Raw genomic sequence first — 10,695 nt, forward strand, 5'->3', positions numbered from 1 at the left:
CTTCAGGCTGTTGCCGATGGCTCCTCACCAATTCCCAGTTCCTTCTTACTATGCTTTAACTGTTTCCAAAGTCCCTTAATTTGCTGATAAGCATCTTCTGGGTCAAGCTTACCATTGCTTTCTAAACTGGTGATCATGCCAACTTTTTGAGCAAATTCTTGCAAGTTAGCATTAAACACTAAGTTTTCTGGTTTAACTTGTCCGTAGTAGCGACCACGGGGGGAAAGGAATTTATTTTTGTCTTCCTCATGAGACTGGTTCATGACTTTACCTTCCTACTAATAAGTTTTCATCAATAATGAATGTCAACCCAGTTTCAACTATTTCCTTCGCCAAATGGCTGCTTGGAAATATAGTTAGCGATCACTAAAATCATGAGCCTTTCTTTAGTATGACTCATAGTCCCAAATCATCAAATGTAAAGTGAAGAATTTTAGTCATTTAGCTTTTTGGCTGACAGATGTCCTTGCCATGAAGCTAAAAACAGCTTAAGAGTCTAATCTTATTCAGACTGCTGAAGCGTTAAAAAATAAACTATCTCAATTCTTCAAGAATTGGGAAATAGTTCAGACACACAATTGCAATCATTAATGAGCTTGTAAAATGCTTACGACGGTAACTGAAATTCGCGGCATAACGGCTGCGGTCAGATAATTACAAGAAATAAAATAGGGGACTTTGAAAATGTTGTCCCCTGGTTTATATAGAAGTTCGATATGTAATATTCTTCTTCTTTTGTTTTGTGTTTTATGCAGAAATAACGAAACATATTGAAACTGCTCTCACACAGAAGTTAAACCTAGCATCAACAGCACCCGATGTAACCTAGCCAGATGCGTCACAACCAATGGTTTACATTCGCCATTGAAACGGCATACCATCATCGCCCCGAATCACTCCACACAGGGACAATTATGTGCGATGCGATCGCTGGATGAATGGCGCACTTAACCTTAAGCGGTCGCCTGCTCCAGAATCCAGTTGTTTAGCGTCAGTTCAACTAAGGCAGCAGCACTTCACCTAAAATAGTACAAATACACTATCAAACGCTTCATGAGCTTGTGAGAAATGCGGGAATTGGACACATTCGCCCTTCAGCATTCATATCCAAGCAATAGCCCTATAAAATTAGAACTATTAAGCTTTCAACGAGTAGGCAAGCAACTTCAAGCTTCTGAAGGTAATTACGATGATTGTGTAATGGCTCTATCTTTTGCGATCGCAGTTGGTGAAAGCTATCAGGGTATGTGGGATGATGTTGATTTTAGTAAAATCAGGAAAATACATTCATGAATCAATTAATTGTAGCAATTAAGAAAAAACAAAATACTGCTTGTTATTATGATTTAATTAGTAACAGAGCGAGTATTGCTCAAGCTTATATGTCAGAAAAAGAACTAATCATTAGTTATTACGAAACTTTTGACGAACCGATACTGCACGATTTAGCAAAAATATTGAAAGAAAAAGCTAGTTACAACCCTAAATATTTTATTAATGCTAATGAATCACTGGCAATACTACTGGGTTTCAATGACAAAGATAAAAAAAATGAAAATATTAATCAAATTGTATATAATCCTGAAATAGAAGATACTCTTTTACCATATAAAAGGGCTTTTGAATCGTTGCTACGAGATGGGAAAATATTATCATTAGAAGAAGTTACTATCAGTAACGACCCACTTTGTATTAATGTTTTATGCTTAATATTGAAATCATTTGAATATTATATATTCGGCAATAGTAAGCATTCTAAAATGTATGTTCCCCCAGGTGGTAAAATTGAAAATCCATTCAAGAAATGATAAAAAATGACACAACCAAGATGTAGAAGAATTGAGTCGGAAAAAGTAGAGATAACAAAAGAAATTAAAAAGCCACTAACAAAAAGTTTTGTATTTCCCATAAGAAACTACTATATTTATCTTAGCCAAGGGTTATATTATTTAATGGCTGAAAGTGCTAATTCAAGCATATAGGCATCGCATCCCCTACGGCTACTATCGGGTATCTCTGCATGGCGAAGATTTGGGGGATTGGTCGGAGCTTTGGGTGCTGGCGATTCTATCGGAGACGGTTGCTGCCGGGGTTGGCGGCGGCGATGTCAGGTTGACGGTGGAGTGTCTTGCGGGGGCGAGGGGTGGGCGGTTGAGTTTCGTTGGGAAAGCAAGGCTGACGGTACGTTTCGTGCTTTATCTAATTCTCTCACGCCGTTCCAGTTTGTATGCTTATCCCAAGTAATATTGAGAAGGTCAGCGCCATTGAGGAAATAACCAACAGTTAAAGCCTGACTACACAGAACACCCACCCAGAACAACCCACCACACTCGTAGAGTTTTTCCGTCAATCCCCCTTAGTTGGAATCGCCGAAGAACTCGACTTTAACCGATAGAAAAATGATATTTTATATAATATCACCCCTGTTAAAAATGAAACATTACAAAGAAAACATTCTGGAATTATGACTAAAGTAGAATTTACCATTCCTGTTCATTCTGTTAATAATGCCATTAGAGAAGAGGCAGAAACTAAAGCCAAAGAAGCTTATGTGATGACTCTACTTAAACATGGAGAAATTAGCAGTGGTAAGGCTAGTGAATTACTAGGAATTCCTCGACTAGAGGTAATAGATTTAATGTCTAAACATGAAATATCCCTATTTGACGATAGTATGACTTTAGAGGAATTTCAGCAAGAAGTTAATCAAGCAAAAGTGAAATTACAAGGCAATAATCTATGATTGTTGTCTCAGATACAACCCCATTAAGTGAACTTTCTAAAGTTGGTAGATTAGACTTGCTTCAGGCTGTTTTTGGTAGAGTAATAATTCCTCAACAAGTCTATGCAGAATTAACAACGGGGGATCATCCCGCAGTTTTAGCTGTAAAATCAGCCTTATGGCTAGAAGTTATTTCTATAAGTAATAACCAACTCATTGAACAATTACAATTAGAAACCGACTTGGATTTAGGAGAATGTTCGGCAATTATTTTGGCAGAAGAATTAAAAGCAGATCAACTTTTAATTGATGAAAAAGCTGGAAGAAAAGTTGCTATTAGTAGAGGCTTGCCAATTATTGGTTTAGTTGGAGTGATTATCTTAGCAAAAGAGCAAGGATTGATTGATAATGTCAAGAATATTTTAGATGATTTAATGAGTAAAGGAACAAGAATCAGCCCAAAAATTTATGATTATGCTCTGATTACAGCAAGAGAAATTTAAAACAATCTGACAATGAACCTATCCCCAAGTGGCTGGCTAGAAAATATCATCTCCCAACTTCCAGCCCTTACTCTTCTGCAAAACATGGGCTATGAATATCTCACACCACAGTCAGCCCTAGCCAAACGTGGGGGAAAACGTTCTAAGATTGTTCTAGAAGAAATCCTCACAGCCCAACTTCGCAAACTAAATCAGATTCAATACCGGAGACAAACTCACGCTTTCAGTGAAGTCAATATTCAAAAAGCAGTAGAAGCCATCAGCCAGTTCCCCTACGATGCACTTTATACCACCAGTCAAGAACTCTACGATTTGCTCACTCTTGGTAAAAGCCTAGAGCAAATTATTGACGGTGATAAAAAATATGAAGCAGGGTTTACTAAATTCAGCTTCTTGCAAGGCTCAACCCAACTGCCTTTACTTAATAATATTTACAAAAATACAAGCTCCTTTCAAATGTTCTAAAGTTCATACAAATGATTTATCAGTGAAGTTTTGGACTACAAGTAAATACTCTGGAGAGAGATGTGCTAAAAATGATTTTACGGCAAGTATGCTGTGGTTAACATCTATATACTTGTTAAGTATTGCACAAGGCATTTAAAGTTTAGATAATTCATTAAATTTGGTTAATATAGCAAGTCATGAACAAAAAATGGGCTGCCAAACGAATCACAATAAATCTTGCATCTGCTGAAAACGAAAAACTTGAAAAATATTGTGCAAACACAGGTAGACCTGCAACTGATGTGATTCGGGAGTTGATTCGCTCTTTGACAATAACCGAGTTGTCAGCGTCTGAACAGACTACACCTACGCTAAAATATGATGTTCCCATTCTGAAATAGCGGCAATTGAATCACTTGGGTTTGTTTGACGTTATCAAGGTTAGACAAGGAAATCCCCAACAACCTGATACTACGATTCTCCAAATCAATCGACTCAAACAGCGCTTTGGCTATCTCGAAAATTGTAGATAGTTCACTGATGGGAGCAAGCATTGTTTTACTGCGGGTTAACTGATGATAGTCAGAAAACTTGACTTTCAGGGTTAATGTGCGGCCTTGCGTTTCTTGCTGCTCTAGGCGTTGCTCGACGATTTGGGCAATCTGTTCGAGTTCTTGTAACATCTGACCGACATCGCTTAAATCCTGTGCAAACGAGGTTTCTGCACCAATCGATTTGCGAACTCGATTCGCTTCAACTGGTCGGTCATCTTCTGCTCTGGCAATCTTGTAGTAATAATGACCAGCTTTCCCAAAGTGGTGTGTTAGCTCCAAGAGCGATCGCACTTTTAAATCTGCGCCAGTATGAATGCCGAGCGAGTGCATTTTCGCCGCCGTAACTTCTCCAATGCCATGAAACTTTTCAATTGGCAACTGTTCTACAAATGCAATTGCTTGCTCCGGTAAAATCACCGTTAGTCCATTCGGCTTATTCTGCCCTGATGCCATTTTTGCAAGAAACTTGTTAATTGACACACCTGCGGTTGCCGTCAACTGGGTTTCTTGGAAAATTGCAGTTTTAATATGTCTTGCGATAGTAGAAGCGTAGGGGATGTTTTGCTTATTCTCAGTCACATCCAGGTATGCTTCATCTAGCGCAACCCCTTCTACTAAATCACTGTAGCCTTTGAATATGGCGTGGATTAAAGTGGAAATTTCTCGGTAAACGTCGAATCTCGGTCTGACAAAGATTAGTCCAGGGCATTTGGCAATTGCTGTTACTGAGGGCATCGCAGAGTGAATCCCAAACTTCCTCGCTTCATAACTAGCTGCTGCAACCACACCTCGCTGATTCGGGCTACCACCGACGACTAACGGTTTGCCTCGGTAGCTAGGGTTGTCCCTCTGTTCCACCGATGCGTAGAAGGCATCCATATCAACGTGAATTATCTTCTTCGTCTGCATTGTTGTTGAAGTATTACCATTTCTACCAAGCGGCGAGAACGACTATTCTCTCTTTAATTTGTGATTCGACATATTTGAGAAATTTCTCACTCCAATAGTACATTAGCACTAGAGCTTTTGGGCTTTCATCAGCTTTTTTATTGAGAAAGTTTTTGTAGCAATAAAGTTACACTTGATTGAGTAGCATTTTGTCATCACGTTGCCAACGCACGGATTGAGAGGAAGCAAGGGCATGACTATTGGTGTTTGGGTTCTTGGAGATCAACTTTGGGCTGGGCAGTCAGCGCTAAAGAGTTGCCTACAACAACACCAACAGACTCCTGTGATTTTTATCGAATCTCTTGCCCATGCAGGGCAACTTCCTTATCACTTGCAAAAACTGGTATTGGTCTGGTCAGCCATGCGTCACTTTGCTGCCGAATTGCGATCGCTTGGCTTCCCAGTAACATACGCTCAAAGCCAAGATTTCAATACACCTTTACTCCAATGGATTGAACAATACCAAATTACCGAACTGTGGGTGATGACTCCCACAGATCGCCCTTTTGCTACATTAATTCAAAAGTTAAACTTGACAATTCAAGTCACTTTTACACCAAATAACCGTTTTATCTGGAGTGATCAGGAGTTCATTGACTGGGCAAGTGGACGCAAACGCCTAATCATGGAGGACTTTTACCGCCAGGGACGAAAGCGGTTCAACATTCTTATGTCCGGCAACCAACCTGTTGGTGGTCGATGGAACTTTGACAAACAAAATCGCAAACCACCAAAAGGCAAACTGACCTTACCCGAAGCTTTATGGTTTGAACCAGACTCAATTACACAAGATGTAATTGACTTCATTAAGCAATCTGAGGCATTCCAGGACAATCAAAGTTACTGGCAATTAGAACCCTTCTGCTGGGGTGTAACGCGACAGCAAGCACTACTTGTAATGAAGTTTTTTATCGAAACACGTTTGTCTTCATTCGGGCCATACCAGGACGCAATGGTGACTGGCGAACAGACAATGTGGCACGCGATGCTTTCTCCCTATCTCAATATTGGATTGCTTCATCCCTTGGAAGTTGTTCAGGCGGCACAGCTTGCATATTTAGACAACAGCAGCGACTGGGAGCTAAACAGCATTGAAGGCTTTATCCGTCAGGTGCTTGGCTGGCGAGAGTATATGCACGGTGTTTATGTTTACCTAGATGATGACTATTCAGAACGTAACTGGTTTAACCACACTCATCCACTGCCTGCTTTTTATTGGACTGGCGATACACAGATGAATTGTCTGCACCAAATTCTAACTCAGGTTAAACAAATAGGTTATGCTCATCATATTCAACGGTTGATGGTGTTGAACAACTTTGCTTTGATAGCAGGTATCTCCCCCCAAGAACTTAAGGACTGGTTTCATGCCGCCTTTATTGATGGCTACGATTGGGTGATGCAAACCAATGTTATTGGTATGGGGCAGTTTGCTGACGGTGGAATGATTGCGTCTAAGCCCTATGCTGCTTCTGCTAACTACATCAACAACATGAGCGACTATTGTAAAAATTGTGCTTATAATCATCGCCAGCGCAGTACGGATAATGCTTGTCCTTTCAACTTTTTTTATTGGGACTTCCTGGCTCGTCATTACGACTTGTTAAAAGAGCAGCCACGTATGACTCAAATACTGCGTAACTTAGAGCGAATCTCTTTTGACGAGCTTCAAATAATCCGTTCTAAGGCTTCAGATTGGCACACCACACAATCAGAAACCGTTAACTAATAGTGTAAAATAATATTCGCAATTATTCCAGGCTGGCATTCGTAGGCTGTCGAGGGGTGGTTGTGGCAAGGGACAGGGAAGGCGATCGCATATACGCACTTATTACCGTTCATCCCGCAACCACTCTAACCCAGTTCTCAACGCCGCCTCCGCCGTGTAATAAATCTTTTGTTCGCCAAATATGCCCCCACTGCGGCTGATGATACGGAATTCCCAGCAGTGTCCAGGGGTGTAAAAGACCATCAGCGTGCTGCCGTTGATACAAACAACCGTATCAACTTTAACTTGGGACATTTACTGTTGTTGTGGGTGTGATGAGTGACATTTGGCGGTTTCATGATTAATGCTCTAGTTGAGCAATTCGTTGAAAAAAGTAACCACTTCCTCTTGCCGTGAGTATATATTCTGGATTTTCCGGGTCATCTTCTAACTTTAAGCGCAAGCGTGAGATATGCACATCCACCACACGAGTATCTGCATGTTGTTCTGCGTTATAACCCCATACTTGCTGCAATATTTCTCCACGGCTAAAAGATTTACCCGGATAGCTCATCAATAACTCTACTAAACTGTACTCTACACCCGTTAATGGAATCCGCTCACCTGCTTTGTAAACTTGTCGCTTATTGGTATCAATTTTGAGATTGTCTACAACCATTACTCCCAAATTAGAAATAGCAGCAATAGTTGTTCTATCGTTTCTTCGTCGCAGCAACGAGCGAATTCTTGACTCTAATTCCTTGGGAGAGAAAGGTTTCGCCATATAATCATCAGCCCCTAATTCCAGCCCAGTGATTCGATCTGCTACATCTCCCAATGCTGTAAGCATGATAATTGGCACATCTGATTGTTTCCGTAATTCTTGACAAACACCATAACCATCTAGCTTTGGCATCATCACATCCAGAACTATTAAATCAGGGGTCAACAGGCGAAAGGCTGACAAAGCTTCTTCACCATCACTAGCTGTAACTACACTGTAGCCAATCATTTCTAACCGCGTCTGTAAAATTCGGCGGATACTGGCTTCGTCATCTACTACTAAGATTGTGCCTTTATCATCTGATAAGTTTCTCAACGCTGTTCCTTTCCTCCACAGCGAGAACTCTTAACCATTCATTATCTGCTTATTAGGAGTCAAAAACGCAATCACATTTTTGACCTACAGTCACGATCAAGAAGCGATCGCTTTAAGGCATCTGCCCGAAAAAGAGATTTATATCGAAAAAGATAAATTCTTCAACAAGGGACTCGTATTTTCCATAGTTTTGCAGTAAAGTGTTTATTCCGTGCAAATTATTTATACCTAACTTCTCCCAAATTTACCCATCCAAATTTTTGAGCCAATTCTTTCAAGGGAACAGCCAATGAAAACTTCTAATGATATAGATACTAAGAAGATCATCAAAAAATCTGACAAGCTTACCCTGAGACAGATGAAATTAATCGAGGAGGCTGAAGACCAACTTCTTGAAGCTAATACTGTCAATTCTCCAGCCCCTGTGGTTGAGGTTGAGGAGAAACCAGTAGCAATTTCAGAGCCTAGAGTTGCTGACTATATTCCATTTCTTGACAATCCTCCAGTACAATCTGTGGGCAAATCAGGCTGGCAAGTTTCTGATGTCTGGCGGGATATCCGCGTGGATGATTTTTGTGGGTAGAGTCTCTATGATTTAATCTGGAATGGTAGCAAATATTGGTGTCAGAGAAACTTTAATGCTTTCAGGAACAATTCAACCTTACAGTCAAAGACAGACCGTTTTACGAACCGATGACGGTGATTTCCTGATTCCTGGGCAAGAAATTCACCGCTTGGGGTTGTGGCGAATGCGACGGTTAGGGCTATTGTGGGGACAAAAGGCAACTGCCCAAGCCGACCAATCGTTTATGAATGATACTCAATTTCTTGGAATTATTGGAATTATCAAGTTGAATACGCTGCAACTTGAAAACTTCTCAACACTCATTGAAGCAAGCAAGCAATTACAGTACTAGACATAATTATCAATAAGTTTATGCCCCTGGCTGCTAGCTATTATCGCGCAAGGAAGTTGCGAAGCTGTGGCTCTTAAAGGGAATGCAATTAAGTTATGATTTGGGTAGCCTTGTCTACCCAAATCTAGCCATGAGCCGACCACAATTAAACATCAAGTTTGATGGTGAGGGGGAGAAAGAATTACTTGAGACTGTCAAGACACGGGCGCAGGATGAACGTATTTCTCTCAAAGAGTTTGTTTTGGATGCCTTGAAAAATCGCCTGACAGTTCACCTTGCTACCCAATCTACCCAACCTAAACCAGCTCTCACTAAGCCAGAGGTAGACGAACTGAAGCGGCGAATAGTTGATATTCAGATAAGTTTGATGGGTGAGGTTAGGAAGGATAGAAAACAAATTGCCGCACTAGCAGAAGCGATCGCTCTGATTGAGTCACGCCTGGATGTCCTCGACCCTCCCAACACAGTGACAGTTGAAGAAGATAGTCAGGCTAGACAGTCTAGACAGGAGGAAACCTGGGAGAATGATGCTGTTGACTTTTTAGATGCAATCAGCTGGGGTGATGATAATGGGTGAGATTAACGATTTACGATTCACTGCGCCACCATCCGACTTGGAGCGATGGGAATGGTTTTTTAAGGAGATGGAGAAACGCGGACTAATAACTATTTTTGAAAGCTCCAAACAGTACGCCAACCGGGGCGACTCGAAACTAAAGCGGCAGTATTTCAAGGTCAAGTTAAATGCACAAAACTCTGATTAGTTTCTTTGACTAGTCTAGGGTATTGGCTGCCTCAAGTAATAGTTCCACAGTTGTTGCCAAGAGCGTTCGTACACGAGTTAACTGATTTCGGCGCTCAATGCCCCTACGGGCTTCAGTGTTTCGCGGATCGTCATCATGGCTTAAATGAACAACTTTCACTTTCTGCTGTTTTTCGGATGGTTCAAATATTGGCTCCGATGCAGTGAGTTTGTTGTATCCATAAACTCCACTTGGGCGCTTGACATTATAATGATGTACTTCACAGCCGAGAGGGGCAACGTAGTGTCCTTCTAAATTATTCAATTGCTCACGCAACTGTTCCACAAGTTCAGCGATCGCTTCCATTTGTGCAGCAACGCCCAACGATTCAGAACTTTGAGGGCAACCTCTTGACATCAGCATCATCACTGCCGCTTCGCGGCGCGTGGTTCTAAAGGTTTCCTCTGTGCGTTCCCACTCCTGTTGCCGTTGGCAAGACGCAATCTGCCGCACGCGAATTAGTTCGATCTCTTCATCTGGAGTCAACTTAATAGCTGCTCCACAAGTTGGATAATTGAAGCATTCTCCAGGGTCAATACCCGGTTGCAACATCATTGAGGCACAGTCAAAGCCAAGTCCACATATCTTACGTGGCATAATTTCAATTTAGTTCTAGCTTAATAAATTTATTTTAATAGCTAGAACAAAAGGCTGTGTAAATGTAAGCATATAAAAAAGTTCAACAATTCTAGTCTCTCAAAGCATTGATTTTTCGTGGTTGGGTGCAAGTCCACATAAAAATAAGTTGAACAATTTGGGGATGGAAAAGGGATCAATTTACCACTTTTTCAACACAGAGACACCAAACTCAAATAAAAAAGTTCAACAATTAGGAGAGTGATTCTACCCGAATGTGGGCGCGATCGCTCTAGTAATAACGTAGCGATCGCACGGCGGGGCGGTAAGACTTGTGAGCGATTCATGGACGGATGCCTGGAGCGGGGTAAAGCACCCAACAGAAATTGTTGAACTTTTTTATTTATTGTTGTATTTA

General features: G+C 41.0%; 19 protein-coding genes. 12 read left to right on the plus strand and 7 right to left on the minus strand.

What is annotated here, in order from left to right; all coding sequences use genetic code 11:
• Positions 1-2: 2 nt before the first annotated feature.
• Complete coding sequence (locus VB732_RS29685; RefSeq protein ID WP_323234448.1) at positions 3-263, minus strand: hypothetical protein; 261 nt, start codon at positions 261-263, stop codon at positions 3-5.
• 805 nt (positions 264-1,068) lie between these two features.
• Here VB732_RS29685 and VB732_RS29690 point away from each other — a divergent pair.
• Genes VB732_RS29690 through VB732_RS29700 form a run of 3 tightly spaced genes read left to right on the plus strand, consistent with a single transcriptional unit; the run spans position 1,069 to position 1,982 of the window.
• Complete coding sequence (locus VB732_RS29690) at positions 1,069-1,293, plus strand: hypothetical protein (RefSeq protein WP_323234449.1); 225 nt, start codon at positions 1,069-1,071, stop codon at positions 1,291-1,293.
• Positions 1,290-1,808, plus strand: a complete 519-nt coding sequence (locus VB732_RS29695) for a hypothetical protein (protein WP_323234450.1) — start codon at positions 1,290-1,292, stop codon at positions 1,806-1,808. Before VB732_RS29690 ends, VB732_RS29695 begins: the two co-directional genes overlap by 4 nt.
• 6 nt (positions 1,809-1,814) lie before the next feature.
• On the plus strand, positions 1,815-1,982 hold the full coding sequence (locus VB732_RS29700) for a hypothetical protein (protein ID WP_323234451.1): 168 nt from the start codon (positions 1,815-1,817) through the stop codon (positions 1,980-1,982).
• A gap of 125 nt (positions 1,983-2,107) precedes the next feature.
• Here VB732_RS29700 and VB732_RS29705 read toward each other — a convergent pair whose 3' ends face one another.
• On the minus strand, positions 2,108-2,350 hold the full coding sequence (locus VB732_RS29705) for a hypothetical protein (protein ID WP_323234452.1): 243 nt from the start codon (positions 2,348-2,350) through the stop codon (positions 2,108-2,110).
• 114 nt (positions 2,351-2,464) lie between these two features.
• Between VB732_RS29705 and VB732_RS29710 the strand changes: the two genes are divergently transcribed.
• The 4 genes from VB732_RS29710 (at position 2,465) to VB732_RS29725 (ending at position 4,073) form a co-directional block, all read left to right on the plus strand.
• Positions 2,465-2,743: a UPF0175 family protein gene (locus VB732_RS29710; RefSeq protein WP_323234453.1), complete on the plus strand. Its 279-nt coding sequence runs from the start codon at positions 2,465-2,467 to the stop codon at positions 2,741-2,743.
• Positions 2,740-3,225, plus strand: coding sequence for a DUF3368 domain-containing protein (locus VB732_RS29715; RefSeq protein WP_179069695.1), 486 nt, complete (start codon positions 2,740-2,742; stop codon positions 3,223-3,225). Before VB732_RS29710 ends, VB732_RS29715 begins: the two co-directional genes overlap by 4 nt.
• A 12-nt stretch (positions 3,226-3,237) precedes the next feature.
• Complete coding sequence (locus tag VB732_RS29720) at positions 3,238-3,690, plus strand: type I restriction endonuclease (protein ID WP_323234454.1); 453 nt, start codon at positions 3,238-3,240, stop codon at positions 3,688-3,690.
• A gap of 179 nt (positions 3,691-3,869) precedes the next feature.
• Positions 3,870-4,073 (plus strand): CopG family transcriptional regulator, encoded by a 204-nt coding sequence (locus tag VB732_RS29725; RefSeq protein WP_323234455.1) that lies wholly within the window; start codon positions 3,870-3,872, stop codon positions 4,071-4,073.
• On the opposite strand, the gene dinB is transcribed toward VB732_RS29725, so the two are convergent.
• Positions 4,044-5,135, minus strand: a complete 1,092-nt coding sequence (gene dinB, locus VB732_RS29730; RefSeq protein ID WP_323234456.1) for a DNA polymerase IV — start codon at positions 5,133-5,135, stop codon at positions 4,044-4,046. The genes VB732_RS29725 and dinB overlap by 30 nt on opposite strands.
• A 232-nt stretch (positions 5,136-5,367) precedes the next feature.
• Between dinB and VB732_RS29735 the strand changes: the two genes are divergently transcribed.
• Positions 5,368-6,903 carry a cryptochrome/photolyase family protein gene (locus VB732_RS29735; protein WP_323234457.1) on the plus strand — a complete coding sequence of 512 codons (1,536 nt, stop codon included), beginning with the start codon at positions 5,368-5,370 and terminating at the stop codon, positions 6,901-6,903.
• Between the two features lie 102 nt (positions 6,904-7,005).
• Here the strand turns inward: VB732_RS29735 and VB732_RS29740 are convergent, their stop codons facing one another.
• Both VB732_RS29740 and rpaB read right to left on the minus strand, forming a co-directional pair.
• Entirely contained in the window at positions 7,006-7,197 is a 192-nt protein-coding gene (locus tag VB732_RS29740; RefSeq protein ID WP_323234458.1) for a hypothetical protein, read from the minus strand.
• A gap of 46 nt (positions 7,198-7,243) precedes the next feature.
• Positions 7,244-7,981 (minus strand): response regulator transcription factor RpaB, encoded by a 738-nt coding sequence (rpaB, locus tag VB732_RS29745; protein WP_323234459.1) that lies wholly within the window; start codon positions 7,979-7,981, stop codon positions 7,244-7,246.
• Positions 7,982-8,270: 289 nt separating this feature from the next.
• Between rpaB and VB732_RS29750 the strand changes: the two genes are divergently transcribed.
• The 4 genes from VB732_RS29750 to VB732_RS29765 all read left to right on the plus strand — a co-directional run bounded on the left by VB732_RS29750 (position 8,271) and on the right by VB732_RS29765 (position 9,662).
• Positions 8,271-8,564 carry a hypothetical protein gene (locus VB732_RS29750; RefSeq protein ID WP_323234460.1) on the plus strand — a complete coding sequence of 98 codons (294 nt, stop codon included), beginning with the start codon at positions 8,271-8,273 and terminating at the stop codon, positions 8,562-8,564.
• A gap of 22 nt (positions 8,565-8,586) precedes the next feature.
• Positions 8,587-8,898 carry a hypothetical protein gene (locus tag VB732_RS29755; RefSeq protein ID WP_323234461.1) on the plus strand — a complete coding sequence of 104 codons (312 nt, stop codon included), beginning with the start codon at positions 8,587-8,589 and terminating at the stop codon, positions 8,896-8,898.
• A 130-nt stretch (positions 8,899-9,028) separates the two neighbouring features.
• Positions 9,029-9,475 carry a hypothetical protein gene (locus VB732_RS29760; protein WP_323234462.1) on the plus strand — a complete coding sequence of 149 codons (447 nt, stop codon included), beginning with the start codon at positions 9,029-9,031 and terminating at the stop codon, positions 9,473-9,475.
• Positions 9,468-9,662: a hypothetical protein gene (locus tag VB732_RS29765; RefSeq protein ID WP_323234463.1), complete on the plus strand. Its 195-nt coding sequence runs from the start codon at positions 9,468-9,470 to the stop codon at positions 9,660-9,662. The genes VB732_RS29760 and VB732_RS29765 overlap by 8 nt, the downstream gene beginning before the upstream one ends.
• A 9-nt stretch (positions 9,663-9,671) precedes the next feature.
• Here the strand turns inward: VB732_RS29765 and VB732_RS29770 are convergent, their stop codons facing one another.
• Both VB732_RS29770 and VB732_RS29775 read right to left on the minus strand, forming a co-directional pair.
• Positions 9,672-10,298 carry a hypothetical protein gene (locus VB732_RS29770; protein ID WP_323234464.1) on the minus strand — a complete coding sequence of 209 codons (627 nt, stop codon included), beginning with the start codon at positions 10,296-10,298 and terminating at the stop codon, positions 9,672-9,674.
• Between the two features lie 191 nt (positions 10,299-10,489).
• Positions 10,490-10,695, minus strand: a 206-nt coding sequence (locus tag VB732_RS29775; RefSeq protein ID WP_323234465.1) for a hypothetical protein, incomplete at its 5' end; no start/stop codon positions are given.

The sequence above is a fragment of the Nostoc sp. UHCC 0252 genome, assembly GCF_034931145.1.
Classification (GTDB): domain Bacteria; phylum Cyanobacteriota; class Cyanobacteriia; order Cyanobacteriales; family Nostocaceae; genus Nostoc.